27 protein-coding genes are annotated in these 26,181 nt (G+C 70.6%); 17 read left to right on the top strand and 10 right to left on the bottom strand.

Translation table 11 applies throughout. The features are described 5' to 3' along the window. The first annotated feature begins 223 nt into the window (after positions 1-223). The 13 genes from ACZ5L9_RS09285 (at position 224) to ACZ5L9_RS09225 (ending at position 10,868) form a co-directional block, all read left to right on the top strand. The gene (locus tag ACZ5L9_RS09285; RefSeq protein WP_464536435.1) at positions 224-541 is read left to right on the top strand and encodes a flagellar FlbD family protein; all 318 of its coding nucleotides are present in this window, start codon (positions 224-226) and stop codon (positions 539-541) included. Next, a complete protein-coding gene (locus tag ACZ5L9_RS09280) occupies positions 541-1,311 on the top strand; it encodes a flagellar motor protein (RefSeq protein ID WP_464536433.1) in 771 nt (256 codons plus the stop codon). The genes ACZ5L9_RS09285 and ACZ5L9_RS09280 overlap by 1 nt, the downstream gene beginning before the upstream one ends. Then, entirely contained in the window at positions 1,311-2,252 is a 942-nt protein-coding gene (locus ACZ5L9_RS09275; protein ID WP_464536431.1) for an OmpA/MotB family protein, read from the top strand. The genes ACZ5L9_RS09280 and ACZ5L9_RS09275 overlap by 1 nt, the downstream gene beginning before the upstream one ends. A gap of 11 nt (positions 2,253-2,263) precedes the next feature. Next, positions 2,264-2,677, top strand: coding sequence for a flagellar basal body-associated FliL family protein (locus ACZ5L9_RS09270; RefSeq protein ID WP_464536429.1), 414 nt, complete (start codon positions 2,264-2,266; stop codon positions 2,675-2,677). Positions 2,678-2,790: 113 nt separating this feature from the next. Beyond that, positions 2,791-3,747, top strand: coding sequence for a flagellar motor switch protein FliM (locus tag ACZ5L9_RS09265; RefSeq protein WP_464536426.1), 957 nt, complete (start codon positions 2,791-2,793; stop codon positions 3,745-3,747). Beyond that, complete coding sequence (fliN, locus tag ACZ5L9_RS09260; protein WP_464536424.1) at positions 3,744-4,643, top strand: flagellar motor switch protein FliN; 900 nt, start codon at positions 3,744-3,746, stop codon at positions 4,641-4,643. Before ACZ5L9_RS09265 ends, fliN begins: the two co-directional genes overlap by 4 nt. Positions 4,644-4,673: 30 nt before the next feature. Further along, positions 4,674-5,138, top strand: coding sequence for a FliO/MopB family protein (locus tag ACZ5L9_RS09255; protein WP_464536422.1), 465 nt, complete (start codon positions 4,674-4,676; stop codon positions 5,136-5,138). After that, positions 5,135-5,908 (top strand): flagellar type III secretion system pore protein FliP, encoded by a 774-nt coding sequence (gene fliP / locus ACZ5L9_RS09250; protein WP_464536420.1) that lies wholly within the window; start codon positions 5,135-5,137, stop codon positions 5,906-5,908. Before ACZ5L9_RS09255 ends, fliP begins: the two co-directional genes overlap by 4 nt. Continuing rightward, on the top strand, positions 5,898-6,188 hold the full coding sequence (locus ACZ5L9_RS09245) for a flagellar biosynthetic protein FliQ (RefSeq protein WP_464536418.1): 291 nt from the start codon (positions 5,898-5,900) through the stop codon (positions 6,186-6,188). Before fliP ends, ACZ5L9_RS09245 begins: the two co-directional genes overlap by 11 nt. Before the next feature lie 12 nt (positions 6,189-6,200). Continuing rightward, positions 6,201-6,968: a flagellar biosynthetic protein FliR gene (locus ACZ5L9_RS09240; RefSeq protein ID WP_464536415.1), complete on the top strand. Its 768-nt coding sequence runs from the start codon at positions 6,201-6,203 to the stop codon at positions 6,966-6,968. A 4-nt stretch (positions 6,969-6,972) separates the two neighbouring features. Then, a complete protein-coding gene (locus tag ACZ5L9_RS09235) occupies positions 6,973-8,139 on the top strand; it encodes an EscU/YscU/HrcU family type III secretion system export apparatus switch protein (protein ID WP_464536413.1) in 1,167 nt (388 codons plus the stop codon). Between the two features lie 87 nt (positions 8,140-8,226). Beyond that, complete coding sequence (flhA, locus tag ACZ5L9_RS09230; protein ID WP_464536411.1) at positions 8,227-10,311, top strand: flagellar biosynthesis protein FlhA; 2,085 nt, start codon at positions 8,227-8,229, stop codon at positions 10,309-10,311. Further along, entirely contained in the window at positions 10,308-10,868 is a 561-nt protein-coding gene (locus ACZ5L9_RS09225) for a hypothetical protein (RefSeq protein WP_464536409.1), read from the top strand. Before flhA ends, ACZ5L9_RS09225 begins: the two co-directional genes overlap by 4 nt. 46 nt (positions 10,869-10,914) lie before the next feature. On the opposite strand, the gene ACZ5L9_RS09220 is transcribed toward ACZ5L9_RS09225, so the two are convergent. Then, a complete protein-coding gene (locus ACZ5L9_RS09220; RefSeq protein ID WP_464536407.1) occupies positions 10,915-11,994 on the bottom strand; it encodes a sensor histidine kinase in 1,080 nt (359 codons plus the stop codon). Positions 11,995-12,124: 130 nt separating this feature from the next. On the opposite strand from ACZ5L9_RS09220, the gene ACZ5L9_RS09215 reads away from it, so the two are divergent. Together ACZ5L9_RS09215 and ACZ5L9_RS09210 are read left to right on the top strand one after the other, a co-directional pair. Further along, the gene (locus ACZ5L9_RS09215; protein WP_464536405.1) at positions 12,125-12,394 is read left to right on the top strand and encodes a DUF2277 domain-containing protein; all 270 of its coding nucleotides are present in this window, start codon (positions 12,125-12,127) and stop codon (positions 12,392-12,394) included. A 239-nt stretch (positions 12,395-12,633) separates the two neighbouring features. Next, positions 12,634-14,661, top strand: a complete 2,028-nt coding sequence (locus tag ACZ5L9_RS09210; RefSeq protein WP_464536403.1) for a helix-turn-helix transcriptional regulator — start codon at positions 12,634-12,636, stop codon at positions 14,659-14,661. A 6-nt stretch (positions 14,662-14,667) separates the two neighbouring features. On the opposite strand, the gene ACZ5L9_RS09205 is transcribed toward ACZ5L9_RS09210, so the two are convergent. The 7 genes from ACZ5L9_RS09205 to pdxH all read right to left on the bottom strand — a co-directional run bounded on the left by ACZ5L9_RS09205 (position 14,668) and on the right by pdxH (position 22,570). Next, complete coding sequence (locus ACZ5L9_RS09205; RefSeq protein ID WP_464536401.1) at positions 14,668-15,027, bottom strand: hypothetical protein; 360 nt, start codon at positions 15,025-15,027, stop codon at positions 14,668-14,670. Positions 15,028-15,068: 41 nt separating this feature from the next. Further along, on the bottom strand, positions 15,069-15,770 hold the full coding sequence (locus tag ACZ5L9_RS09200; protein ID WP_464536399.1) for a metal-dependent transcriptional regulator: 702 nt from the start codon (positions 15,768-15,770) through the stop codon (positions 15,069-15,071). Between the two features lie 128 nt (positions 15,771-15,898). After that, positions 15,899-16,336 carry a MarR family winged helix-turn-helix transcriptional regulator gene (locus ACZ5L9_RS09195; protein ID WP_464536397.1) on the bottom strand — a complete coding sequence of 146 codons (438 nt, stop codon included), beginning with the start codon at positions 16,334-16,336 and terminating at the stop codon, positions 15,899-15,901. Further along, positions 16,333-17,964: an MDR family MFS transporter gene (locus ACZ5L9_RS09190; RefSeq protein ID WP_464536395.1), complete on the bottom strand. Its 1,632-nt coding sequence runs from the start codon at positions 17,962-17,964 to the stop codon at positions 16,333-16,335. Before ACZ5L9_RS09190 ends, ACZ5L9_RS09195 begins: the two co-directional genes overlap by 4 nt. Before the next feature lie 196 nt (positions 17,965-18,160). Continuing rightward, positions 18,161-20,104, bottom strand: a complete 1,944-nt coding sequence (locus tag ACZ5L9_RS09185) for an ABC transporter ATP-binding protein (protein WP_464536393.1) — start codon at positions 20,102-20,104, stop codon at positions 18,161-18,163. Next, the gene (locus ACZ5L9_RS09180; protein WP_464536391.1) at positions 20,101-21,831 is read right to left on the bottom strand and encodes an ABC transporter ATP-binding protein; all 1,731 of its coding nucleotides are present in this window, start codon (positions 21,829-21,831) and stop codon (positions 20,101-20,103) included. Before ACZ5L9_RS09180 ends, ACZ5L9_RS09185 begins: the two co-directional genes overlap by 4 nt. Positions 21,832-21,904: 73 nt before the next feature. Next, positions 21,905-22,570 carry a pyridoxamine 5'-phosphate oxidase gene (gene pdxH, locus ACZ5L9_RS09175; RefSeq protein WP_464536389.1) on the bottom strand — a complete coding sequence of 222 codons (666 nt, stop codon included), beginning with the start codon at positions 22,568-22,570 and terminating at the stop codon, positions 21,905-21,907. A 122-nt stretch (positions 22,571-22,692) separates the two neighbouring features. On the opposite strand from pdxH, the gene ACZ5L9_RS09170 reads away from it, so the two are divergent. Beyond that, a complete protein-coding gene (locus tag ACZ5L9_RS09170) occupies positions 22,693-23,796 on the top strand; it encodes a citrate synthase 2 (RefSeq protein ID WP_464536387.1) in 1,104 nt (367 codons plus the stop codon). A 154-nt stretch (positions 23,797-23,950) separates the two neighbouring features. On the opposite strand, the gene ACZ5L9_RS09165 is transcribed toward ACZ5L9_RS09170, so the two are convergent. Together ACZ5L9_RS09165 and ACZ5L9_RS09160 are read right to left on the bottom strand one after the other, a co-directional pair. Next, on the bottom strand, positions 23,951-24,433 hold the full coding sequence (locus ACZ5L9_RS09165) for a GNAT family N-acetyltransferase (RefSeq protein WP_464536385.1): 483 nt from the start codon (positions 24,431-24,433) through the stop codon (positions 23,951-23,953). Positions 24,434-24,462: 29 nt separating this feature from the next. Continuing rightward, positions 24,463-24,909 (bottom strand): zinc ribbon domain-containing protein, encoded by a 447-nt coding sequence (locus ACZ5L9_RS09160; RefSeq protein ID WP_464536384.1) that lies wholly within the window; start codon positions 24,907-24,909, stop codon positions 24,463-24,465. Positions 24,910-24,990: 81 nt separating this feature from the next. On the opposite strand from ACZ5L9_RS09160, the gene serC reads away from it, so the two are divergent. Then, positions 24,991-26,118: a phosphoserine transaminase gene (serC, locus tag ACZ5L9_RS09155; RefSeq protein WP_464536382.1), complete on the top strand. Its 1,128-nt coding sequence runs from the start codon at positions 24,991-24,993 to the stop codon at positions 26,116-26,118. Positions 26,119-26,181: the final 63 nt, after the last annotated feature.

The following is a 26,181-nucleotide window of genomic DNA, read 5'->3' as shown; positions in this document are numbered from 1 at the left end:
CCCCGTACGACGGCGGGCCGCTCCTCTCCCGGAGCTGCCCGCCGTCATCCTTCCCGGCCATCGCCACTGCCCGATCGGGCAGTGGTTCGCCCGCTGGTCGCTCAGGGGCTCGGTCTGCCGTCAGGACTCGCTCAGGTCCACCGGGACCTGACCGATCAGCACTGTGGACCGGCCACGGATGGCTGGAGCTTCACCCGCAAACTCGCACAAGGACGGTGCGCCCATGATCACGCTCACCCGCCTCTCGGGATCGGTGTTCCTGTTGAACCCCGACCTGATCGAGCGCGTCGACAGCACGCCCGACACGATCATCACCCTGCTCGACGGCAAGAAGTACGTCGTCGCGGAGTCGATGAGTCAGGTCGTCGACTCCATCGTCGCGTTCCGCGCCGAGATCATCGCCCTGGGCGCTGTCCTCGAGGCCGTCAACCCGCACGTGACCCGCACGCTCACCGAGATCCCCGAGCAGCGCCAGCCGCACCTGGCCGCCGTCTCCGAGATCGCCCCCACCGGCACCCGCCGTACCGGAAACGAGGACTGATGGACGCCGCTACCCCGATCGGCGTCGTCCTGGGCTTCGCCGTCATCCTCGTCTCCAACATCATGGAGGGCGGCCACCCGAGCAGCCTCTTCCTGATCCCGCCGATGCTGCTCGTCTTCGGCGGCACCATCATGGCGACGGTCGCCGGTGGCACGATGGCCGACGCGAAGACCGCGGTGACGTCCCTCAAGCGCGCCTTCACCGGCAAGGTGGCCCCGGCCGGCGACCTGGTCCCGCACATCATCACCCTGGCCGAGCGCGCCCGCCGCGAGGGCCTGTTGGCCCTCGAGGACGCGATGCGCGACGTCCAGGACCCGTTCCTGGTCAAGGGTGTCACGATGGCGATCGACGGCACCGACCCGGACGAGCTGCGCGACATCCTCGAGGCAGAGGTGCACGCCAAGAAGGCCGCCGACAAGCAGGCCGCCAAGTTCTACACCGACGCCGGCGGCTACGCCCCGACCGTCGGCATCATCGGCACCGTCATGGGCATGGTGCACGTGCTCGAGAACCTCACCACCCCCGCCGCCCTCGGCCCGCTCATCGCCGGCGCGTTCGTCGCCACGCTGTGGGGCGTCGGCACCGCCAACCTGCTCTGGCTCCCGATCGGCAGCCGTCTCAAGCGCCTCGGCGCCCTCGAGGCCGCCCGGATGGAGCTCACCATCGAGGGCATCTCGGCGATCCAGTCCGGTTCCAACCCGCGTCTGGTCGCGGAGAAGCTGAAGTCCCTGCTCCCGGCCGGCCAGCAGAACGTCGAAGAGGCCGCGTAATGGCCCCCCGCAAGGGAGCGGCCGTCGCGCCGGTCCGCCGCCGCAAGCGGGCCGAGGAGGAAGAGGAGCACGAGAACCACGAGCGCTGGATGGTCAGCTATGCCGACATGGTCACCCTGCTCCTGGTGCTCTTCATCGTGCTCTACGCGATGTCGCAGATCGACCTCTCGAAGTACTCCCAGTTCAAGTCCGGCCTGGTCGCCGGCTTCGGCCACGCGGATCAGATCCTGTCGGGCGACAGCCCGATGTCGGACAACACCGGCGGCTCCTCGGCCGGCTCCCAGATGGTCGATCCGCAGATGATCACCAACCTCCCGGCCGCTCAGGCCCAGGTCGCCCGGGAGGCCGTCGCACAGGCGAACATCCAGGCCAAGCAGCGTGCCTACGCCGACGCCGAGGGTCAGGTGAAGTCGCTGCTCGCGCTGTGGAAGAAGATGCAGCAGGCGCTCGACAAGAAGGGTCTGGGCGGTGACGTCCAGGCCGCCGTCGACGAGCGCGGCCTGGTGGTCTCGCTGGTCTCGCGCCACGTCGTCTTCCAGCCGAACATCGCCGCGCTCAGCCCGCGTGGCGAGGAGATCCTGGACACCATCGCGCCGGTGATCCGCTCGATCACCGAGCCGATCGAGGTCGACGGCCACACCAACCAGGTGAAGGTGAAGCCGAAGTACTACCCCACCGACTGGGAGCTCTCCGCGGCCCGTGCCGTCACCGCGCTGCGCCGGCTCAACGAGCAGGACGGCATCCCCGACCGGCGCCTGAGCGCCACCGGCTTCGGCCACACCAAGCCGCTCGAGGCCCCCTCGGTCCCGGGCTCGCAGCAGATCAACAAGCGGGTCGACATCGTCGTCCTGTCCCAGGCCCCGGCCGAGACCCGGGCCCTCTACAAGCAGGCCTACGCCGAGCTGCAGAAGTCCCAGAACAAGACCGGAGACAAGCCGTGACCATCACCGCCATGCCGCAGAACGAAGCCGACGCCAAGCCCAAGAGCAAGCGCAAGCTGATCCTCGCGATCGTCGCCGTCGTGGTCATCCTCGGCGCCGGTGCGTACTTCGTGCTCAAGCCCGGGGGCAAGCCCTCCGCCCCCAAGCCGGGCGAGGTCGTCAAGCTCGACTCGATCCAGGTCAACCTCGCCGGCGGCCACTACCTCCGCCTCGGCCTGGCCCTGCAGGCCACCGCGAGCGCCAAGGAGCTCGACGGCAGCAAGGCCCTCGACGCCGCGATCGACCTGTTCAGCGGCCAGTCGATGACCGACGTCGACCAGGGCCAGGGCCGCAACGCGCTCAAGACCAAGCTGAGCCACGAGCTGACCGATCTCTACGACGGCGACGTGATGGGCGTCTACTTCACCGAGTTCGTCACCCAGTGATCCACGCCGTAACCGCTCTGGCAGTACCCCAGGCCCGGTCTAACTAGCAGGTCAGGACCTTCAGTCAGGGCCGAACGTCTCAGATGCCCGGGCGCAGCGCCGAACCCAGGAGCGTGACCATCGCTCCCCCATCGGCTACGCGTCCGGGCATCGCCGGTTCGCGGCAGCGGCGGCGCTCCCGCTCCAACGAGCCGGTGCCCTATGACTTCCGCCGGCCGATCCAGCTCTCCCGCGAGCACCAGCGGATCCTGATGCTCGGCTTCGACGGGTTCGCCCGCCAGGCCACCACGGTCTTCACCTCGTCGCTGCGCACCGTGTGCCAGCTGACACTGTCGACGATCGAGCAGCAGACCTACAACGAGTACGTCGAGTCGCTCGGCGCCCAGACGTACATGATGCTCTTCGCGGCCGACCCGATGACGGGCCTCGGCGTGCTGGAGATGCCGGTCCCGGCCGTGATGTCGTGCGTCGACCACATGCTCGGCGGACCAGGCAGCGACGACCAGCCCGACCGCCCCCTCACCGAGATCGAGGGCGGCGTCATCAAGGGCTTCATGGACCGCCTGCTCAACGAGATGCGCTACTCCCTGGCCGCCGTGCTCCCGCTGGAGCCCGCTGCCGCGGCGGTCGAGTACGCGCCTCAGTTCGCCCAGGCCGCCAGCCCGGCCGACGTGATGGTCGTGGTCGAGTTCGAGCTGCGGATCAACGACCGCGCGCACCGGACGACGATCTGCCTGCCGTTCAGCGGCCTGCACCCGTACCTGACGAGCTCCTCGAACCCCGGCCCGGTCTCCGACCGCGAGCGCGCCGCCCGCGCGCACGCCGGCGAGATGCTGCGTCAGCAGATGGACCACGTGCCGGTGTCGGTCGCGGTCCGGTTCCACCCGACCCAGCTCGGCCCGATCGACCTCAGCCAGGTCCAGGTCGGCGACGTGTTGCGTCTCTCGCACCCCTCCTCCGCTCCCCTCGACGTCACGCTCGACGGCAGCACCTTCGCGCACGCCACCCCCGGCGCGCACGGCCAGCGGCTCGCCGCACTGATCGTGGACACCCCCAAGGAGAACTCATGACCGACATCTCTCACGACGACCTCGCTGCCGCCGCGGCCGAGGCCGCCGCGGCCGTGCTGCCGTCGGCCACGCCCCTCTCCGCGGGTCCGGCCCAGCCCGGTTCGCCGTTCGTGACCGCCGCCTTCGCCGGCGCCACCATCGCCGACCTCGCCGGTCCGGTGTCCGGCCGGGTCGCCGTCCTGGTCGGCAAGGACCTGGTCGACGCGCTGGCCGACTCGCCGCTCGGCGGCCTGGACCTCGCCTCGGCGACCCAGCCGGCCCTCGACGCCGCGGCGAACATCCTCGGCGCGAAGGCCCGGCCCGCCGCCGAGGTGGACCTCACGCTGGTCGTCAACGACCTCGGCGGCGAGTTCACCACCGTCCCGCTCATCGGCGCCGGCATCGCCGCCGCCGTCCTGATCCCGCAGGGCACCCTGCAGAGCGCCGTCCCGAACCTCTCGGGTGCCCCGCTCGAGCTGGACCTGTCGGACGTCCTCGACGCCGCCGACGCCGCCGACAGCGGCCCGGTCGCCGCCGCTCCCACCGCCGTCAGCTTCGACACCCCGCTCAACACGGCCCCTCCCGGCAGCGGCATGCCGCGCGGGATGCAGCTCCCGACCGGTGCCGGCGCGCCCGTCGCCGCGGCCGCCGTCCACGTGCCCGTCGCCCGCGGCATCGAGATGCTGCACGGCGTCGACATGGAGGTCACGGTCGAGCTCGGCCGTACCCGCATGACGGTGCGCGACCTGCTGGCGCTCGCCCCGGGTGCCGTCCTCGAGCTGGACCGCGCCGCCGGCAGCCCGGCCGACCTGCTGGTCAACGGCCGCCTGATCGCGCGCGGCGAGGTCGTCGTGGTGGACGAGGACTTCGGTCTGCGCGTCACCGAGATCCTCGACCCCGACGCCGTCGCGGTCTGAGACCGAACGAGCCATCCGGGAGCTCTCGTCGTGACTGAACTCACCCTGCGCCTGGTCTTCTCCCTGGCCATCGTGGTCGGACTGCTGCTGCTTCTCGCGCGGTTCGCCGGACGACGGTTCCAGGGGAAGACGGGCGCCGTCATCCAGGTCGTCCATCGTCAACAGCTCTCTCGAGGCTCGAGCGTCGCTGTCGTGACGGTGGGCGAGCGGGTGCTGGTGCTCGGTACCACCGAGCAGCAGGTCACCCTCCTCACCGAGATGGAGCCCGACGAGCTCCTCCTCGAAGACGAGCTCGACGATGCTCTCGAGCTCGACGTCGAGCACGGTACGGCCGCGGAGGAACCGCGCGCCCGTACCGTGCAGAAGATCGGCAACCGCCACCGTGTCGAGGGACAGCTGACCAAGGATGGTCCGCTCGCCGGCTCGGTGTTGTCCGCGGAGACCTGGCGCAATGCGCTCAAGGTCGCCCGCGGCACCGCACGCGACGCCTCATGAGCGCGCTGCTGCGTCGCACCGCCACCGTGACCGGTGTCCTGGCGGTGTTGATCATGGTCACGGCCACGGGCGCGCTCGCGGCGCCGGGCGACTCCACGGGCTCCAGCACGGTCAATGTCGACGTCGGCGGGCTGGCCAACAAGCCGTCCACCTCGCTCGTCACGATCCTCGCCCTGACGCTGCTCAGCGTCGCCCCGGCGATCCTGCTGAGCTGCACCGCATTCACCAAGATCCTGGTCGTGCTCGGCCTGACCCGCAATGCCCTGGGCCTGCAGTCGACGCCGCCCAACCAGGTGCTGGCCGGCCTCGCGCTCTTCCTCAGCCTCTTCATCATGGCGCCGGTCCTCTCGGCGGTGAACGACGCCGGCGTGCAGCCCTACCTGCACGGGGACCTGAACGCTCAGCAGGCGTTCGACAAGGGCGTCAAGCCGCTGAAGACCTTCATGCTGAAGAACACCGACGACGACAACCTCGAGCTGCTCACCAGCGTGGCCAAGCGGACCCCGCCGGCGAACCGCGCGGACACCCCGATGGCGACCCTGGTCCCGGCGTTCGTGCTCTCGGAGCTCAAGGACGCCTTCGTCATCGGCTTCATCATCTTCATACCGTTCCTGATCATCGACGTGGTCGTCTCAGGCGCGTTGATGGCACTAGGCATGATGATGATGCCACCGGTCGTGGTGTCGCTCCCGTTCAAGCTGTTGCTCTTCGTCCTGGTGGACGGCTGGGCGCTCATCATCAAGGCGCTGGTGGCCAGCTATGGGACTTAGCGTCTTCGCGGTCACCGACACCGCCGTCCTGCATCTGGCGATGCAGATCATCCAGGTCTGCCTCAAGCTGAGCATGCCGATCCTGGCCACCGCTCTCGCGATCGGCTTCACGGTCTCGTTGTTCCAGTCGATGACGCAGATCCAGGAGGTGACCCTCTCCTTCGTGCCGAAGGTGCTGGGCGTCTCGGCGGTCCTGCTGGCCAGCGGCAACTGGATGATGCACACGATGATCACGTTCACCCAGCAGCTCTTCGCCCAGATCCCCGCACTGCTCAAGTAGCGATCCGTAGCGATGACCATCACCATCAACGGCGTCGCGCTGCTGGCCTACCTGCTGGCGGCGATCCGGATCCTCGGCTGGATCGCCCTCGCTCCGCCGTTCAACAGCAAGAGCATCCCGAACATGGCGAAGGTGACGCTCGCCCTCGGTCTGGCGTTCGCCATCGCACCGACGCTGGCCAAGCAGCCGGTGCCGCAGACCTCCATCCAGCTGATCGTGGTCGCGATCACCCAGGTGCTCATCGGGGCCGCGATGGGCTTCGTCACCCAGCTGCTCTTCGGTGCCATCGCCGCGGCCGGCTCGATCATCGACGTGCTCGGCGGCTTCCAGGTCGCGTCGGCGTTCGACCCGCTGTCCTTCAACACCAACAGCGTCTTCGGCAAGCTCCACTCCCAGCTCGCGGTCATGCTGCTGTTCGCCTCGGGCGGCCACCTCATGGTGATCGGCGGCCTGCTCAAGACCTTCGAGTTCGTCCCGCTGATGAACGTCCCCGACATGACCGGCTGGGGCGACGCCATGACCACCGCGATGTCGCTGTTCTTCAGCGTCGCGCTCCAGATCGCCCTTCCTCTCGGCGCGGTCTTCTTCATCACCGACCTCTCGCTCGCGCTCATGACGAAGGTCGCTCCCGCCCTCAACGCGATCAGCGTGATGTACCCCGTCAAGATCGGGCTGACCCTGCTGCTCGTCGGGTTGTCCTTCCCCGCCCTTCCCGAGGCTGTCTCCCGGGTGACGGACCTCGTGATGCAGGCGATGAACGCCATGGCCGGATCGGGGTGACGGGATGTCCGAGAAGGATGGCAAGACAGAGAAGCCGACTCCGAAGAAGCTCAAGGAGGCGCGCAAGGACGGCAACATCGCGCGTACGCAGGAGTTCGGCCAGTGGGCCTCCCTGTTCGTGCTGACCCTGGTCATCGGGCCGCTGCTCGCCCGCGAGGCGACCCGGCTCCAGCAGGTGATGCAGGGCGCCCTCCAAGCGATCGCGAACCCCGATCCCAAGACCGCAGTCCACATCCTGCGCACCGATGCGCTGCAGACGATGTTCACCCTGGTCGGCCTCGGCACCGGGGTGATGCTGATCGGCGTGATCGCCGCCGTCGCCCAGGGCGGCATGAACTTCTCCACCAAGCAGATCAAGCCGAACTTCAAGAAGCTCGACCCGATCTCCGGGCTCAAGCGCCTCTTCGGTCTGCAGACGCTGTGGCAGGGCCTGAAGACGCTGCTGAAGACCGTCCTGATCGCCCTGGTCGCCTACAGCGCGGTCCGCGGGATCATGCCGATCATCGGCGGCGGCCTGATGCCGATGAGCGAGGTCCTCAAGGCGCTGCACGGCCACGCCATCTCGCTCATCCGGACGGTCGCCGAGATCGGCCTCGTGCTCGCCGCCGTCGACTACGTGGTCGCCCGCCGCAAGCGGCTGAGGGATCTCAAGATGTCCAAGCAGGAGATCAAGGACGAGCACAAGAACGCCGAGGGCGACCCCCACGTCAAGGGCCAGATCCGGTCTCGCCAGCTCGCGACGGCCCGGGCCCGGATGTTCAGCAACGTGGGCGAGGCCGACGTCCTGCTGGTCAACCCCACCCACGTCGCGGTGGCCCTCAAGTACGACCCCGCGATGGGTGCGCCGCGGGTCGTGGCCCGAGGTGCCGGTGCGGTCGCGGCGCGGATCCGTCTGCTCGCCGCCGACGCGGAGGTGCCGACGATCCAGGACGTCCCGCTCGCCCGGGCGCTCTACCGCTCCTGCGACGTCGGCCACGAGATTCCCCGCGAGCTCTTCGCCGCGGTCGCCACCGTGCTCGCCTTCATCATCTCCCGCCGCAACCACGGGCACACCGGCGGTCAGCACGCGACGCCGCGCCTGCTGGACGAGACACTGCCCGAGGTGCCCCGGGCCGCTCAGCGTCGCCGGATCAGACGACCTGTCTCAGGTGGTTCCGGCGACAGCCGATAGGCCTGCTGGCGCCAGGACGGTGCCACCCCTGTGGTGCCATGGACGGCACGAGCTGAAGAACCTTTCTCCCGAGAGGCTGCTGTTGCCGTGAAGTCCTACGCGAAGCTCGGTGTGCCCATCGGCATCGTGCTGATCGTGGTCATGCTGGTGGTGCCGCTCCCCGCCGCCGTGCTCGACCTGCTGATCGCCGCGAACATCACCTGTGCGCTGCTCGTGCTGCTGACCGCGATCTTCGTGAACCGGGCGCTCGACTTCGCGTCGTTCCCGTCGGTCATCCTGGTGATGACGCTCTTCCGGCTGGCGCTCAACGTCTCGGCCACCCGTCTGGTGCTGCTGCACGGGTACGCGGGCAAGGTGATCGACACGTTCGGTCACTTCGTCGTCGGTGGCTCGCTGATCGTCGGCATCATCGTCTTCGTCATCCTGCTGATCATCCAGTTCATCGTCATCACCCGCGGTGCCGGCCGTGTCGCCGAGGTCGGCGCCCGCTTCACCCTCGATGCCATGCCCGGCAAGCAGATGTCGATCGACGCCGACCTCAACTCCGGCCTGATCGACGACGAGGAGGCCAAGCGTCGCCGTGCCGAGGTGCACGCGGAGGCCGACTTCCACGGCTCCATGGATGGTGCGACCAAGTTCGTCCAGGGTGACGCGATCGCCGCGATCATCATCACGCTGGTCAACCTGATCGGCGGCCTCGCGCTCGGCATCCTGGTGAACGGCCTCGATATCACCGAGGCGATCAACACCTACTCGCTGCTCTCCATCGGCGACGGCCTGGTCTCCCAGATCCCGGCCCTGCTGCTCTCCGTCGCGACCGGCCTCATCGTCACCCGCTCCGCCGGCAACGAGGACATGGGCTCGGACATCGTCCGCCAGCTCGGCACGCGGCCGCTGCCGCTGCGGATCGCCGGCGGCGGGGCGCTCGCGCTCTGCCTCATCCCGGGTCTGCCGAAGATCCCCTTCGTCCTGGTCGGCGGCCTGCTGCTGCTCGCCTCGACGCGTGCACAGGCGGCGATGGACGCCGCAGCCGCGCAGGCCGGCGGCGGCATGTTCGATCCGCTGCTCGACGCACCGCCGCCGAAGAACCCCGACGCTCCCGAGCAGCTGGCCGCCGACATCCTGGTGGACCCGCTCGGCCTCGAGCTGTCCGCCGACCTCATCGACCTCGTCGACTCCTCCGCCGGCGGCGACCTGCTCGACCGGGTCAAGGCGCTGCGCCGGAAGATCGCCACCGATCTCGGCATCGTCATTCCGCCGGTCCGTACCCGCGACAACCTCGACCTGCCGCTGCGGCACTACGCGATCACGCTCTTCGGCGTCGAGGTCGCCCGCGGCGAGGCGCCGCGCGGAAGCGTCCTCGCCATCGGCGACTTCCTCGGCTCGCTGCCGGGCCAGGCCACCCGCGAGCCGGTCTTCGGGCTCGACGCGAAGTGGATCCCGGCCGAGCTGCGTCACCAGGCCGAGATGGGCGGCGCCACCGTCGTCGACCGCGCCTCCGTGGTCACCACCCACCTCTCCGAGGTCGTCACGGCACACGCCTCCCGCCTGCTGGGTCGCGAGGACGTCCGGCTGCTCACCGACGTGGTCAAGCGCAACCACCCGGTCGTGGTCGAGGAGCTCACCCCGGCCCTGCTCTCGCTCGGCGAGATCCAGCGGGTGCTGCGCGTCCTGCTGGACGAGGCCGTCTCGGTCCGCGACCTGGTCCGGATCTACGAGGCCCTCTCCCTGCGGGCCGCCGTCTCCAAGGACCTCGACGGACTGGTGGAGGCCGCCCGCGCCGCGCTGGGCCCGGCGATCGTCTCCCCGTACCTCAACGACGGCGTCGTCTCCGCGATCAGCCTCGACCCGCTCCTGGAGCAGGGCATGCTCGAGGCGCTGCGCAGCACCGACCAGGGAGCGGTCCTCGCGCTCGACCCGGAGGCGGCGCAGAACGTGCTCACCCGCTCCGCGCAGCTCGCCGAGGGTGCGGAGAACCTGAACCTGCGACCGGTCCTGGTCTGCGCGCCCCAGCTGCGGGCGGCCGTGCGCCGACTGCTGGCGCCCGCCCTGCCGCGGCTGCCGATCCTGTCCTACAACGAGATCAACGGCGCCTCGAGCATCAACTCGATCGGCGTCGTGAGCGCTAGCCGGGTCGACGGCGGCGCCAACCTGTCGGTGGTGGGTGCGTGACGACGATGCAGCTGCACACGATCGAGCCGGTGAGCGCTCCGCGCATCTTCACCGGGGCGCTCTCCCCCGAGGTCTTCACGGTCAGCACCCTGATGAGCATGCCGGCGGTCTGGACGGCCGTGATCGAGCGCGCCCTGCCGTTCGACGTGCTCCTGGAGCGCTTCCTGATCGTGCTGCTCACCATCGCGCTGCTCGCCGAGCTGGTGCGCCGCCTCGGCGACGGCGGCGCACTGGCGGAGACCCGGGCGATGGGCGACGCGATGGCCGCGGGCACCGGGATGACCGCGACCCAGGTCTTCGACGACGAGCTCACCGACGCGTACACCGGCGACCCGCTCGCTGGCGACGTGTTCGGCACCGACTTCCCAGGCGACTTCGCCGGCCCGCTTGACGACCCGCTGGGGGGCTTCGGCGACGGCACCGACCTGGACGCACCGCTCGCCCTCGGCGACGCGGGCGACGACTTCGGCCTGGGCGACCTCGCGCTGGACCTCGACGACCCGATGGGGATGTCTCCGCTCGACCTGAACGCCGACCCCTTCACCGATCCCGCCTGACGCGGGCCCGGCCCGCCCTGATCGGCCCGCCCTGATCGGCCCGCCCTCAGCGGCAGGTGGGCACGATCCAGTCGAGCCGGTTGCGCTCGATCCGCAGCAGCCCGCCGAGCCGCTCGGCGCGGATCCGCAGGTTGGCCAGGCCGCTGCCGAGCACCCCGACCTCGCCGGCCGGGATGCCGACGCCGTCGTCGCCGACCCGCAGCAGGGTCCAGCGTGGCGAGACGTGCAGCTCGATCGCGGCCGAGGTCGCCTTGGCGTGCTTGACGACATTGGAGAGCGCCTCGCGCATGGTGGCCAGCACGTGGTCGCCGAGGTCGCCCGCGAGCAGGTCGTCGACCGGGCCGGTGTGGGCGAAGGAGGGCCGGAAGCCGAGCGGGGCGGCGTACTCGTGGGCGAGCGCCTCGACCTGCTCGAGGACGGTGCCGAAGCGCGCGGTGCGCAGCCCATAGATGGTGGCGCGCAGGTCGCGCATGGTCGCGTCCAGGTCGCGGATCATCCCGGTGAGGGTGTCGCTGGCGGCGTCGTCGACCGTACGGCGCAGGGCGCTCATCTGCAGGCCGGTGGCGAAGATCCGCTGCACGATCCCGTCGTGCAGGTCGCGGGCGATCCGCTCACGCTCGGCGCTCACGGCCGAGGCGCCGTCGACCGGGACCGCGGTGTCGCCGGCGGCCACGGCACGGCGATGCGCGATGGCGTTGCCGATCGCCTGGCCGCTGGCCGCGGCGAGGCGACCGACGAGCAGGGTGTCGCGGGCGTTGAACGGCTCGCCGTCGACGCGGGGGGCCAGGTGGAGGTGCGCGTAGGCGTCCTGGTCGGCGGGGATCTCGATGACGATCCCGCCCTGCGCTGCGCCGAGGGCGCCGGCGCCCGCGCGGCCGTCGGACTCCCCGTACAGGATCGCCCGCTCGCCGTCGAGCGCGACCATGCCGTACGCGGCGCCGGTGAGCACGCAGGCGGCCTCGACCGTGCGGCGCAGGATGCCGTCGAGCTCCAGGTCCTCCGAGACCGCGAGCACCGCCTCGATGAGCAGCTCGACCGGCTGGGAGAGCGCCGCCGAGCAGGCGGTGTCCGCCGTGCCGTCGGTCAGCGTCGCCCTGCGGCGTCCCCGAGCTGCTGCTTCGTCCACGATGAGTCATGGTAGTGATCCAGACCACCGCGCGGAGCCGTTCTCACAAGTGCGCCTCGTGCACCCGGCCGGCAGGCTCGGCGCCGGCGCGCACCCTCGACCACCTCCCCGCGGCGCCTACGCTGGAGGCATGTGCCGCAACATCCGTCCCCTGCACAACTTCGAGCCGCCGGCGACGTCGGACGAGGTGACCGCCGCCGCCCTGCAGTACGTGCGCAAGGTCAGCGGCGCCACCCGGCCCTCGCAGGCCAACCAGGCGGCGTTCGACCACGCGGTCGCCGAGATCGCCCACATCACCCAGCACCTGCTCGACGATCTCGTCACGACCGCGCCGAAGAAGGACCGCGAGGTCGAGGCCGAGAAGGCCCGGGCGCGGGCCGCCGTCCGCTACGCCCGGTGACGCGCACCCGCGCTCGCGGGTACGAGGACCAGGGTCTCGGCGTCGCCGCCGGCGCCGTCCACCGGGGAGCGGCGCGCCCTGATCCCCGTCCGTCCCGACAGGCCGTGGTTCCTCGAGCGTGTCCCCTCGAGGAGCCGCCCTGCCGAACCCCACACCGATCAGCCTAAGGACGTCCGGGGCGGTCGCGCTCTAGAGTAGGAAACCCTCTACTCGGCCGGGCCGACGCCGATGGGACCCCCGTGATCGACTCCCTCGCCGCGCAGATCACGGCCCGCCGGCGCGCCGCGGTGCGGCTGCCGGCGTCCCTCGGCGGAGCCGCGGTCGCGGGCCGGATCGCCGACCGGCTCGCCGCCGACGGGTTCCGGGTGATCGACGTGGTCGCGCTGCCCGAGCTGCGGGAGGTCCCGCTGGCCGCGCTCGGCCCGGTTCTCGCCGACGAGCCGGGCGACCCCGACGAGCCGATCTCGGACCGGGTGCACCGGCTCTACCTCGCCACCGCACCGGCCAAGGCCCGGACCGTGATCGCCGTGGATGGCGCCGAGCACCTCGACGACACCTCGGCGGCGGTGATCCACCAGCTCGTCCGGACCTCGGGCGTGCGCGCCCTGCTCTCCACCGCCGGACCGCTTCCCGAGGCGCTCGAGCGGCTGGCCACCCAGGAGCAGCTGCTGATCGATCTCGGCGACCTCATCACCCCCGAGCAGCGCGACGTGCTCCGCTTCGAGACGGCGATACGGCCGGGATCCCAGGCCGGCACCGACACCCTGGTGTGGGCCGCCGGCCGGGCGCTGTCGTCCGGCGACGTCGGACTCGCGGTGCGGCTCGCCCTGCGCGCGGTCGAGCGCGCCACGGACCTCGACGAGCCGCGCCCGATCGAGGCGCTCGTCACGCTGGCCGACGCGCTCTCCCACGACGGCCGCCTGGATGCCGCCGACGCCGTCTACGCCGACCTGCTCGAGGTCGCCGAGGGCCCGGCCCTGGTCGCCGCCGTCGACAACGCCGCGATGCACTGGACCATCCGTCGTCACGACCCAGCCCGTGCGGCGGCGACCCTGCTGCCCGTCCTCGAGCGCACCGCCGACCCCGCGACCCGGGCGGCGCTGGAGACCTCGCTCGCCGAGACCCGGTTCATGGCGGGCGCCGAGGGAGCGTCGGCCGCGGTCGACGCCGCGTCGGACGACCCGGTCGCGACGATGCGCCGGCTGATCTTCGCCGTCCATCAGGGGATGTACGCCGGCACCCTGACGACCGCCCGCGCGACCGCACAGGAGGCCCGCGCCTTCGCGGCCGCGCACCCGACCCCGGGCCGGCCGGCGGACGAGACGATCGAGTTCCTCTGGTACCTCCTGCTCGTGGTCGACGCCCGCCTCGACGAGGCCACCGCCCACGCCCACGCCTACCGTGCCGAGCACCCGGGCGAGTTCAACGGGATGTGGGACTTCGCCCTCGCCCTCCCCCGCTTCCTCGCCGGCGACCTGACCGGCGCCCAGCGGGTCGCCCAGCGCGCGGCCACCCGGCTCGCGGAGCGTGACTTCATCAGCGCGGTGGGCCCCTCGATCGCCCTGCACGCCACGGCGGCCGCCGCCGCGGGCCGGATCGACGTCGCCCGTACCGCCCTCGCCTCCCTCCCGCCCAACGGTCGGCTGGTGAACGTGCCGACCGACCTCCAGGCCGCGGAGGCACAGGCGTGGATCCTGGCCGCGAGCGGCAACACCGACCGCGCCGCCCACGCCGTCGCATCCGCCGTGCGGCGCGGCATCGACTCGGGTCACACCACCTTCGCCGCCCTCACCGCGGCCACCGCGATCCGGCTGCGCCGGCCCGATGCGGTGCTCGACCTGCTCACCGAGGCCACCCGGCTCGCGCCCGAGGCCGCGCTGGTGCCGCTGCTGGCGCGCTATGCCACGGCCGCCGCGGCCGGGGACGGCACCGGGCTGCTCGCCGTCTCCCACGACCTGGCCGCCGCCGGCCTGCTCGGCGCGGCCCGGGACGCCGCCACGGAGGCGGCCGGGCAGGGCGTCGACGGAGCGCGCGACCTCGCTGCCGGGTTCGACGCCGGCAACCGGGCCCCGACCGTGCGGGCCGCAGCGGGGCTCAGCCGCCAGGAGTGGGCTGTGGTCACCGCCGCGGCCGAGCGACTGCGCAACCGCGAGATCGCGGAGCGACTCGGCCTGTCGGTGCGGACCGTCGAGAACTACCTCGCCAACGCGTTCCGCAAGCTGGGCATCAGTCGTCGCGACGAGCTGGCCGCGCGGCTGGCGCGCTGAGGCGGGTCAGTCCTGACCGGTCACGCCGGAGCGGCCACCCGGGCCGAGGAAGCCGCGCAGCTCGCCGAGAAGGTCGACGAGGTCGTGCACGGCGGCCTTCTCCGGCCCGACGTCGGTGTCGGTCATCCGCTCCGCGGCCAGGTCGATCGGCAGCCGGGCGCCGATGCGCAGGTTGTAGTGCGGGTCGTGGCCGTCGCCGCCGACCGAGACCACCGTCGCGCCGTGGAACTCGCCGTCCTGGTCGGTGACGACGAGGTCGTCCCCGACCTCGAGGACGTCGTCCAGGCCGGTGCGGGCGTGTGGGACCACGACGTGGCCGTCGCCGATCAGGTCCTCGGCTGCGATACGGACGTGCACCAGCTCCACGGGAATCCTTCCCCCCGACCCTGCGAGTCCTTCGCCGGGCCCTACATCTTCTTTACAAAGATGTGATCGGCAGCTTCGGTGACGATCTCTGCCGTCTCGCCACCCGATCCGACGAGAATCCCCTCCTCGGTGGCCAGGACGGTGACCGTCCGGTCGGGGAGCGCACCCACCCGGCGCAGGGCGGACATCAGTGTCTCGTCCTTCTGCATCTCCTCGGAGATGCGGCGGATGAGAACGGTGGCGCCGCGCGTCGTGTCCGACCCCGGGCCGGCGACCTTCGAGAGCGGCTCGACACCGGTGCGGAAGTCCTCGCCGACGGTCTCCGCGCCCAGCTCGGTCAGACCGGGGATCGGGTTGCCGTACGGCGACTCGGTCGGGTTGCCGAGCAGCTCGAGCAGGCGCTTCTCGACGGTCTCCGACATCACGTGCTCCCAGCGGCACGCCTCCTCGTGGACCAGCTCCCAGTCCAGGCCGATGACGTCGGTGAGGAGTCGCTCGGCGAGGCGGTGCTTGCGCATCACGCGGATGGCGAGCCGGTTGCCCTCGGAGGTGAGCTGCAGGTGGCGGTCGCCCTCGACCGTGAGCAGGCCGTCGCGCTCCATCCGGGCGACGGTCTGGGAGACGGTCGGGCCACTCTGGTGGAGGCGCTCGGCGATCCGGGCACGGAGCGGAACAATGCCCTCCTCCACCAGCTCATAGATGGTCCGCAGGTACATCTCCGTGGTGTCGATGAGGTCGCTCACGGCTCCATTCTACGGGCAGGACAGGCTCTCCTATCCCCGCCGAGCGAGCCGTGGGCCACAGACGACGAGATCGGCTGCGACTTCGCCCCCAGGCGGGGAGAGTCGCAGCCGATCCGTGGGTCGATGCGTCAGCCGAGGTCGGTGTTGAACCGCCCGAGCTGGGCCGCGAGGCCGGCGAGATCCTCGTCGGACCAGTCCGAGAGCTGCGCCTGCCAGATCTTGCGCTGGGCGGCGACCGCCTCGCTGATCCGGCTGATCGCCTCCGGGCTGGCCGAGACGAGCTGGGCACGGCCGTCCTCGGGGTCCGGCGTCCGCTCGGCGAGACCGAGCTCGACCAGGTGCTGCAGCTGGCGGCTGATCGCACCCTTGTCGATGCCGAACTGGCAGGCCAGCTCGCTGCCGCGCGTCGGGCCGTTCTCGACCAGGAAGACCAGCAGGTGGTACGACGCCGACTGCAGCTGCGGGTGGACCACGGCGGCACGCTCCGCGATCACGTGCTTGATCCGCCGCCCGATCACCCGCAGCTCCTCGGTGACCGCGTCGAACGCCGCTGCGCGTTCGGTCACTTCGCCGCGCTCCCCAGGGCCGCGCCGATCTCCAGCTCAGCAGCAAGCTCCATGTCGATCTCCGGCTCCTCGATCTTCTCCAGGGTGGTGCGCAGGCGGGTCTCCTTGATGAAGAGCACCGCGACAAGCGCGATGATGGTGCACGGCACGGCAAAGAGGAAGATGTGGCCGGTCGCCTCGCCGAACGCCGTCTCGAAGAGGTTGCGCAGCGGCTCGGGGAGCAGGTGCAGGTTCGGTACGTCGCCGCCGAGCTTTGCCGCGTCGCCGGGCGAGACCTGGCCGCTGGTGATCAGCGGGGCGACTCCCTCGGTGACATGGGCGGCGACCCGGTGCGAGAGCACCGCGCCGAAGGCGCTGACGCCGATCGCGCCGCCGAGCGTACGGAAGAACGCGACCACCGAGCTGGCGGCGCCGATGTTGGCCTGGTCGACGTTGTTCTGAACCGACAGGACCAGGTTCTGCTGGGTGGCGCCGAGGCCGGCGCCCAGGATGAACATGAAGGCACCGATCAGCCACAGCGGCGTGGAGTGGTCCATCGTGGAGAGCAGCACGGTGCCGACGACGACGGCGCCCATGCCCCAGGTCAGCCAGATCTTCCAGCGACCGGTCTCGCTGATCATCCGGCCGGAGACGATGCTCGTGCCCATCAGGCCCGCGACCATCGACAGCGACATCAGGCCGGCGTGGGTCGGGCTCATGCCGCGCGAGTCCTGGAAGTACTCGGACAGGAAGGTGGTCGCGGTCAGCAGCGCGACACCGACGAAGATCGCCGAGAGCGTGGCGAGGGCGATGGTGCGGTTCTTGAACAGCGGCAGCGGGATGATCGGCTGGGCGGCGTACTTGCCCTCGACGAGCGCGGCCAGGGCCAGGATGACGATGCCGCCGGCGACCATGGCCACGGTGGTCCACGACGCCCAGGCGAACGACGCGCCACCCAGCGAGACCCAGATCAGCAGGATGCTGACGCCGCTCATGATGAGCGTGGCACCGAGGTAGTCGATCTTGACCTCTCGCTTGACGGTGGGCAGGTGCAGCTTCGTCTGGAGGACGATCAGGGAGGCGATGGCGAACGGCAGGCTGACGTAGAAGCAGCCGCGCCAGCCGAGCGCGCTGTCGACGATGAAGCCGCCGACGAGCGGGCCGAGCAGGGTCGCCAGGCCGTACGTCGCACCGATGTAGCCGGAGTAGCGGCCGCGCTCGCGCGGGGAGACCATCGAGCCGATGATGATCTGGATCAGCGCCATCACGCCGCCGACGCCGAGGCCGGTGATCACGCGGGCGCCGATCAGCATGCTCATCGACTGGGACAGGCCGGCGAGTGCCGAGCCGGAGACGTAGACGATCAGCGAGAGCTGCATGAGCAGCTTCTTGCTGAAGAGGTCGGCGAGCTTGCCCCAGATCGGGGTGGTCGCGGTCATCGCGAGCATGGTGGCCACGAGGACCCAGGTGTACCCGGTCTGCGTGCCGTGCAGGTCGGAGACGATGGTGGGCAGCGCGTTGGTGACGACGGTGCTGGAGAGGATCGCGACGAACATCGCGATCAGGAGACCCGAGAGCGCCTCGAGGATCTCCTTGTGGGTCATGGGTGCCTGCTCGACCGGAGCGGCGACGGTTGCGTCCTGGGGCATGTATCTCGGATCTCTCGTTCGGACGTGCGCAGTTGCGTACCATTTGGTTGTTTAAGTCAACTTTACGCCGATTGGTTGACTTCAGCAACTTCTTGGGGCCGTGGGCTCCGTCACGCGTTCCACAACGAGGAACGGTGGCCGACACGAGGTGTCGGCCACCGTTCCTGACGGGCGCGGGCGCAGGCTGCGCGGGCGGCTACGCCACGTCCTCCTCGTCCACGGCACCGGCGAACTGCGACTGGTAGAGCCGGGCGTAGGCACCGCCGGTCGCGAGCAGCTCGTCGTGGTTGCCCTGCTCGACGATCGCGCCGTCCTCCATCACCAGGATCAGATCGGCGTCGCGGATCGTGGAGAGCCGGTGCGCGATCACGAAGGACGTACGGTCGCTGCGCAGCGCCGCCATCGCCTGCTGCAGCAGCAGCTCGGTGCGGGTGTCGACCGATGAGGTGGCCTCGTCCAGGATCAGCAGGTCCGGCTGCGCGAGGAACGCCCGGGCGATCGTCAAGAGCTGGCGCTCGCCCGCCGACAGCTTGCCGCCGTCGCCCTCGATCATGGTGTTGTACCCGTCGGGCAGCGAGTGCACGAACCGGTCGACGAACGTCGCCCGGGCCGCCTCGAGCATCTGCTCCTCGGTGGCGTCGGGTCGCGCGTACGTGATGTTGTCGCGGATCGTGCCCTCGAAGAGCCAGGTGTCCTGCAGGACCATCCCGATCCGGCTGCGCAGGGCGGCGCGCGGCATCGCGGTGATGTCCGTGCCGTCGAGCGTGATCCGGCCCGAGCGCAGCTCGTAGAACCGCATGATCAGGTTGACCAGGGTGGTCTTGCCGGCGCCGGTCGGGCCGACGATCGCGACCGTCTGGCCCGGGCTGGCGACCAGGGAGAGGTCCTCGATGAGCGGCGTGTCCTCGTCGTAGCGGAAGGAGACGTGCTCGAAGCGCACCTCTCCCCCGCCGGTGCCGAGGCGGTCGGCGGCGCTCGCCGCTCGACCGTCGACGTCCGGGACCTGCTCATCGGCGTCCAGCAGCTCGAAGACCCGCTCGGCCGAGGCCACGCCGGACTGCAGCAGGTTCGCCATCGACGCGACAGTGGTCAGCGGCTGGGTGAACTGGCGGGAGTACTGGATGAAGGCCTGCAGGTCGCCGACGCTGATGTGGCCGCTGGAGACGCGCAGGCCGCCGATGACGGCGACCAGGACGAACTGGATGTTCCCGACAAACATCATCAGCGGCATGATCAGCCCGCTGACGAACTGCGCCTTGAAGGACGCGTCGTAGAGCCCGTCGTTCTGCTCGGCGAAGATCCGCTCGACCTCGTCCTGGCGGCCGAACACGGTGACCAGCTCGTGCCCGGAGAAGGTCTCCTCGATGTGCGCGTTGAGCACGCCCGTACGGCGCCACTGGGCGATGAACTGACCCTGCGAGCGCTTCATCACGTTGCCGGTCAGGAACATCGCCACCGGAACACAGACCAGGGCGACCAGGGCCAGCAGCGGGCTGATCCAGAACATCTGGATCAGCACGAAGACCACCGTCAGCAGCGACGTGAGCAGCTGCGACATGGTCTGCTGCAGGGTCTGGCTGACGTTGTCGATGTCGTTGGTGACGCGGGAGAGCAGCTCGCCGCGCGGCTGCCGGTCGAAGTACTCCAGCGGCAGCTGGTTGACCTTGTCCTCGACCTCGCCGCGCAGCCGCTGGATGGTGCGCTGGACGACGCCGTTCAGGATCCAGCCCTGCGTGCCGGCGAGCAGGGAGCCGAGCAGGTAGACCGCCATCACGATCTCGAGCTTGTGCGCGAGCTCGGTGAAGTCGATGCCGGCGCCGCCGCTCTGCTGGCTGAACCACCCCTCGACGATCACGTTGGTGGCGTGGCCCAGCAGACGCGGGCCCAGCGACATCAGGAACACCGAGATCACCGCGAGCGTGACGACGGTGATCGCCGAGGTCCGCTCGGGCGCGAGCCGGAGGATCAGACGTCGGGTGGAGGCCTTGAAGTCGTGCGCCTTCTGCCCGACCTGGCCGCCGCCCATCGGGCCGGGCCCGTGCTGGGCGACGATCCGCTCGGTGGCCTTCATCTGACCCTTCGAGCCGCCCTGGGGGGTCGAGCCGCCCCCGGAGGTCGAGCCTGTCGAGACCCCGCTCATGCTGCCTCCTCCGCGCTCAGCTGGGACGCGACGATCTCCTGGTATGTCCCGCAGGACGCCAGCAGCTCATGGTGGGTGCCGCGGCCGACGACGATGCCGTCCTCGAGCACGATGATCAGGTCGGCGTCGCGGATCGTGGAGACCCGCTGGGCGACGATCAGCACCGTCGCGTCCCGCGTCTCGGGTGCGAGCGCCGCCCGCAGCCGGGCGTCGGTGGCCAGGTCGAGCGCGCTGAACGAGTCGTCGAAGAGATAGATCTCCGGCCTGCGCACCAACGCCCGCGCGATCGCGAGCCGCTGGCGCTGACCGCCGGAGAAGTTGGTGCCGCCCTGCACGACCGGAGAGTCGAGCCCCTCCTCCATCGCCGAGACGAAGTCGCGCGCCTGGGCTACCTCGAGCGCGTGCCAGATCTCCTCGTCGGTGGCATCCGGCTTGCCGTGCAGCAGGTTGGAGCGGATCGTTCCGGTGAAGAGGAAGGCCTTCTGCGGCACCAGACCGAGGCGGCCATGCAGCGCGTCGGGGTCGAGGAGGCGTACGTCCACGCCGTCGACCAGGACGCGACCGGAGGTGGCGTCGAAGAGCCGCGGGATGAGGTTGAGCAGCGTCGTCTTGCCGGCGCCGGTCGAGCCGATCACCGCGACGGTCTGGCCGGGCCGCGCCGAGAAGCTGACGTCGGACAGGACCGGGGCCTCGGCACCCGGGTAGGTGAACGCGACGTTCTCGAGGTCGAGCTCGCCGTGGCTGTGCAGCTCGGTGACGCCGTCGGTCGGCGGGACGACCGTGGAGACGGTGTCCAGCACCTCGGCGATGCGGTCCGCGCAGACGGCCGAGCGGGGCACCTGCATCAGCATGAACGTGCCCATCATGACCGACATCAGGATCTGCATGAGGTAGGACAGGAACGCGGTCAGCGGGCCGACCATCATGCCGTCGGCGACCCGGTGGCCACCGAACCAGAGCACCGCGACGCTGGCCGCGTTGATCACCAGCATCACCAGCGGGAACATCATCGCCATCCAGCGACCGGCGGCCATCGAGACAGCGGTCAGGCCGTCGTTGGCCACGCCGAAGCGGGCGGTCTCCAGCGGCTCGCGGACGAAGGCGCGCACGACGCGGATGCCGGTGAGCTGCTCGCGCAGCACCCGGTTGACGCCGTCGATCCGGGTCTGGACCAGACGGAAGTTCGGCACCATCCGGCTCACCACGAAGCCGACGGTGATGAAGAGCAGCGGTACGACCACCGCCAGCAGCCAGCTCAGCTTGAGGTCCTGGCGCATCGCCATGATGACGCCGCCGACCATCATGATCGGGACCGTGACGGCCATCGTGCAGCTCATCAGGCCGAGCATCTGGACCTGCTGCACGTCGTTGGTGTTACGGGTGATCAGCGACGGAGCGCCGAAGCCGCCGACCTCACGGCCGCTGAAGCCGCCGATCCGATGGAAGAGGTCGCGGCGCAGGTCGCGACCGAACGCCATCGCGGTCCGGGCACCGAAGAAGACGGCGCCGATCGAGCAGGCGATCTGGATCAGCGAGACCACCAGCATCACCCCGCCCTCGCGCAGGATGTAGCCGTTGTCGTTGAGCAGGACGCCCTTGTCGATGATGTCGGCGTTGATGCTCGGCAGCAGCAGCGCCATCAGGGTGCTGACGAACTGCAGCACCACGACGATGGCCAGCCACTGCTTGTAGGGACTCAGGTAGTCGCGCAGGACGCGAAGGAGCATGCGATCTCCGGTCGAGAAGTCAGTTGTTGCGGGTCGAGAGGTCAGCTGTCGCCGACCGACGGGCCAGTCTGGCTCATGGAGCGAGGCGGTGACTGGTCCAACCGTCACGGTTTGCGGCGTCACGGTTTGCGGCGTCATGGTCCCGTACGTAGACCAGCCGGTCGTGCATCCGGCCGATCCGGCCCTGCCAGAACTCCACCGACTCCGGCACCACGCGGTAGCCGCCCCACTCGTCGGGCACAGGCACGTCCCGGCCGGCGAAGCGGGCCTCGATGTCGGCGTACGCCGCGTCCAGCTCCTCGCGGCCCGCGACCCGCTCGGACTGGTGCGAGGCCCACGCCCCGAGCTGGGAGCCACGGGGGCGCTGCGCGAAGTAGGCGGCGACCTCCTCGCGCGCCAGCGGCCGGGCCGTGCCCTCGATCCGCACCTGGCGCTCGAGGTCGTGCCACGGGAAGAGCAGCGCGATCCGCGGCTCCGCGGCCAGCGCCCGGCCCTTGCGAGAGGCCTGGTTGGTGTAGAAGACGAAGCCGTCGGCGTCGAACTCCTTGAGCAGCACGAAGCGCGAGGACGGCGCGCCGTCGGCGTCCACGGTCGCCACGACCATCGCGTTGGGCTCGCGGACGCCGGCCGTACAGGCCTCGACGTACCAGCGCTCGAACATCTCGAACGGGTCCTGAGCCAGGTCGGACTCGCTGAGCCCGCCCCGGCTGTACTCCTCGCGCGCAGCCGCCAGATCCATGGGTCGAGCCTAATGCGGGCCGCACATGGATATTGGATGGCTGCGCAGCGGCACCGGGGGTGCCGGCAGGCGCGACGCGTCGGGCAGAATGCCGAGCGGACATCGAGAGATGAGGACTGAGCATGACTGAGGTACACCACGGGCTCGAGGGCGTCGTCGCGTTCGAGACGCAGATCGCCGAGCCCGACAAGGAGGGCTCCGCGCTGCGCTATCGCGGCGTCGACATCGAGGAGCTCGCCGGCCGGGTGCCGTTCGAGAAGGTCTGGGGCCTGCTGGTCGACGGCACCTTCGCGCCGGGCCTGCAGCCCGCCGAGGCGTACTCCCTGCCCGTCCACACCGGCGACGTCCGCGTCGACCTGCAGTCCGCGATCGCCCAGCTGGCGCCCGCGTTCGGGATCACCTACACCTACGACTCCACGCCGGAGAAGGTCCGCGAGGACCTCGGCCGCGTCGCGGTGATGGTGCTCGCCTGGGCCGGCCAGTCCGCCCGCGGCATCGGCCACCCCGTCGTCCCGCAGCACGAGGTCGACAAGGGCGAGACCCTGGCCGAGCGGTTCCTGATCCGCTGGCGAGGCGAGGCCGACCCACGCCACGCCCAGGCGATCGACGCCTACTGGTCGAGCGCCGCCGAGCACGGCATGAACGCCTCCACGTTCACCGCGCGCACCATCGCCTCCACCGGTGCCGACGTCGCGGCGGCCATGTCCGGCGCCATCGGCGCGATGAGCGGCCCGCTGCACGGTGGCGCACCCTCCCGCGTGCTCGGGATGATCGAGGACGTCGAGCGCAGCGGCGATGCCCGCGCGTACGTCAAGAGCCTCCTCGACTCGGGCGAGCGCCTGATGGGCTTCGGCCACCGCGTCTACCGCGCCGAGGACCCCCGCGCCCGCGTGCTGCGCCGTACGGCCAAGGAGCTCGGCGCCGAGCGCTACGCCGTCGCCGAGGCGCTCGAGCAGGCCGCGCTCGCCGAGCTGCGGGAGCGTCGCCCCGACCGCGTGCTGGAGACCAACGTCGAGTTCTGGGCCGCGATCGTGCTGGACTTCGCCCAGGTCCCGGCGCACATGTTCACCTCGATGTTCACCTGCGCCCGCACCGGCGGCTGGTCGGCCCACATCCTGGAGCAGAAGACCACCGGTCGCCTGATCCGTCCGTCCGCGATCTACACCGGCCCGGCGACCCGCCCGGCCTCGGAGGTCGAGGGCTGGGACGGCGCCTGGGCGCGCTGATCCCGCCCGCGCCCGAAGGTCGAGACCGGCGGCTGACCCCGGAGGTCGAGACCGGCGGCTGACCTCGGTGGTCGAGCTTGTCGAGACCGGGTCTCGACAAGCTCGACCACCGAGGCTCGACCACCGAGGCTCGACCACCGCAGCGCGGCTCCTTTCAGAGCCGTTTGCCGAAGCAGCGGCAGTTCTCGTGGGCGGCGTACGCCCCGAACGGCTCGACCGGCTCGTAGCCCGCCGCCTCGTAGAGCCTGACGGCCGCCACCTGGGGTGCACCGGTGGTCAGCACCATCGCCTCGTGGCCGGCCGCCCGTGCCGTGGCCTCCAGGTGCTCGAGCACCGCGCGGGCCAGGCCCTGCCCGCGCAGCTCGTCGACGACGTACATCCGCTTGATCTCGGCGAGCCGGTCGGTGCCGAGGCGGCTCAGGTCGTCGCGGCTGCGCCAGCCGCCGACCGCGACCGGCGCACCTGTGCGATAGCCGACGACGAAGCGGCCGCGCGGCGGCACGAAGTCAGCGGGATGGGTGGGGTCCGCATCGCCGCCATCCTCCCCACCGTAGAGCTCGACGTAGAACGCCAGCGCTCGGGCGACGAGCCCCTGGGCGTCGGGGTGGTCCAGCGGCAGGTCACGCAGCTCCAGCACGTGCCCACGGTAGGCGGCGGTGGCCCATCTCAGGGCAGCGGTGTCCCGCAGGCGTCGCAGAAGTGCGCCCGGGCGTCGTTGCGCACACCGCACCTCGAGCAGTGCGGCCCGCTCCGCTCCACCCCCGGCAGCTCGCGCCCGATCCCGAGCAATCCGCGGCCCTCGGTCAGGTAGGCGGCGGTGTCCTTGATCACCGGCGCGGTCTCGCCGGCGACGAACCGCGACGCCACCCCCAGGAAGCCGGCCCGGAGCATCCAGGCGCCCACCGCCATCAGGGGCATGCCGAGGAAGATCAGCCAGAAGTACCGGGGGCCGGTGATCGAGTCGTCGCTGAACGGATCGGCGTTGACGACATGGAGGAACGACACCAGCCCGCCGACCACGCAGCCGAGGCCGATCAACAACAGCGCCGCGCCCCCGGCGCGCAGAGACGTACGGACGCCTGACTGCTGGCGAAGACCGGGGTTGGCGACCATGGCGGGCTCCTGTATTCGGCGACGATGCGGTCTGCTGGGAGAATTCCCCCGACCTCGCCATTCAAAACGAAAGCCGGTCCGATGACGCTACGCATTCCTGCCGATCTCCTCCCCCGCGATGGCCGTTTCGGTTCTGGTCCGTCGAAGGTGCCGGACGGTCGTCTGGAGGGCCTGGCCGCGACCGGCCGCACGCTGATGGGCACGTCCCACCGGCAGCCGCCCGTGAAGCAGCTCGTCGGCCGGGTGCGCGCGGGGCTCGGTGAGCTGTTCCAGCTGCCGGAGGGCTACGAGGTTGTGCTCGGCAACGGCGGCTCGATCGGCTTCTTCTCGCTGGCGACCTACGCCCTGATCCGCGAGCGCAGCCAGCACGTCGTCTATGGCGAGTTCGCGAAGAAGTTCGCCCAGGAGGCGCAGTCGGCGCCGTGGCTGGGAGAGCCGACCATCGTGTCCGCCCCGCACGGCGAGCGCGCGCTGCCCGTCGCCGAGAGCGACGTCGACGTCTTCGCGTGGACCCACAACGAGACCTCGACCGGCGTGATGTCGCCGGTGCTGCGGCCCGAGGGCGCCACCGCCGATCAGCTCACCCTGGTCGACGCGACCTCGGCCGCCGGCGGTCTGCCGCTCGACGTACGGGAGAGCGACGTCTACTACTTCGCCCCGCAGAAGTCGTTCGCCTCGGACGGAGGCCTGTGGATCGCGCTGATGTCGCCGGCCGCGATCGCTCGGGCCCACGAGATCGACGGCGATCGGGCCGACGGGAAGCGCCACATCCCGGGCTTCTTCAACCTCGCCGAAGCGATCAAGCAGTCGCGCCTGGACCAGACCGTGAACACCCCCGCCGTCGCGACGCTGTGGCTGATGGCCGAGCAGCTCGACTGGATGAACGGTGCCGGTGGGCTCGACGGCATGGTCGCCCGGACCGCGGCCAGCGCGGAGGCGCTCTACGGCTGGGCCGAGGCCTCCTCGTACGCCTCGCCGTTCGTCGCGGACCCGGCGCACCGCTCGCCGGTCGTGGGCACCATCGAGCTCGACCCGGCGATCGACCGAGTCCGGGTGATGGACGTGCTGCGCGAGAACGGCGTCGTGGACGTCGACGCCTACCGCGGCGTCGGCACCAACCAGCTCCGCATCGCGATGTACCCCTCGGTCGACGCCGCCGACGTCACCGCCCTGACGCACTGCATCGACTACGTCGTAGAGAGCCTCTGAGCGGGCGGCCAGCCGCCGGGTCCGGCATCTGAGGTAGCGGTTCGGGAGGTCTCCCGATGTCGA

The organism is Nocardioides sp. JCM 18998, from assembly GCF_055391535.1.
This window is presented reverse-complemented; position numbering and strand designations above follow the sequence as displayed.

Excerpts from the sequence above, each read along its gene's own strand:
- ACZ5L9_RS09285 (WP_464536435.1), top strand. The coding sequence starts at position 224 with ATGATCACGCTCACCCGCCTCTCGGGATCGGTGTTCCTGTTGAACCCC.
- ACZ5L9_RS09280 (WP_464536433.1), top strand. The coding sequence starts at position 541 with ATGGACGCCGCTACCCCGATCGGCGTCGTCCTGGGCTTCGCCGTCATC.
- ACZ5L9_RS09275 (WP_464536431.1), top strand. The coding sequence starts at position 1,311 with ATGGCCCCCCGCAAGGGAGCGGCCGTCGCGCCGGTCCGCCGCCGCAAG.
- ACZ5L9_RS09270 (WP_464536429.1), top strand. The coding sequence starts at position 2,264 with ATGCCGCAGAACGAAGCCGACGCCAAGCCCAAGAGCAAGCGCAAGCTG.
- fliN (WP_464536424.1), top strand. The coding sequence starts at position 3,744 with ATGACCGACATCTCTCACGACGACCTCGCTGCCGCCGCGGCCGAGGCC.
- fliP (WP_464536420.1), top strand. The coding sequence starts at position 5,135 with ATGAGCGCGCTGCTGCGTCGCACCGCCACCGTGACCGGTGTCCTGGCG.
- ACZ5L9_RS09245 (WP_464536418.1), top strand. The coding sequence starts at position 5,898 with ATGGGACTTAGCGTCTTCGCGGTCACCGACACCGCCGTCCTGCATCTG.
- ACZ5L9_RS09240 (WP_464536415.1), top strand. The coding sequence starts at position 6,201 with ATGACCATCACCATCAACGGCGTCGCGCTGCTGGCCTACCTGCTGGCG.
- ACZ5L9_RS09235 (WP_464536413.1), top strand. The coding sequence starts at position 6,973 with ATGTCCGAGAAGGATGGCAAGACAGAGAAGCCGACTCCGAAGAAGCTC.
- ACZ5L9_RS09215 (WP_464536405.1), top strand. The coding sequence starts at position 12,125 with ATGTGCCGCAACATCCGTCCCCTGCACAACTTCGAGCCGCCGGCGACG.
- ACZ5L9_RS09190 (WP_464536395.1), bottom strand. The coding sequence starts at position 17,964 with ATGCCCCAGGACGCAACCGTCGCCGCTCCGGTCGAGCAGGCACCCATG.
- ACZ5L9_RS09185 (WP_464536393.1), bottom strand. The coding sequence starts at position 20,104 with ATGAGCGGGGTCTCGACAGGCTCGACCTCCGGGGGCGGCTCGACCCCC.
- ACZ5L9_RS09180 (WP_464536391.1), bottom strand. The coding sequence starts at position 21,831 with ATGCTCCTTCGCGTCCTGCGCGACTACCTGAGTCCCTACAAGCAGTGG.
- pdxH (WP_464536389.1), bottom strand. The coding sequence starts at position 22,570 with ATGGATCTGGCGGCTGCGCGCGAGGAGTACAGCCGGGGCGGGCTCAGC.
- ACZ5L9_RS09170 (WP_464536387.1), top strand. The coding sequence starts at position 22,693 with ATGACTGAGGTACACCACGGGCTCGAGGGCGTCGTCGCGTTCGAGACG.
- ACZ5L9_RS09160 (WP_464536384.1), bottom strand. The coding sequence starts at position 24,909 with ATGGTCGCCAACCCCGGTCTTCGCCAGCAGTCAGGCGTCCGTACGTCT.
- serC (WP_464536382.1), top strand. The coding sequence starts at position 24,991 with ATGACGCTACGCATTCCTGCCGATCTCCTCCCCCGCGATGGCCGTTTC.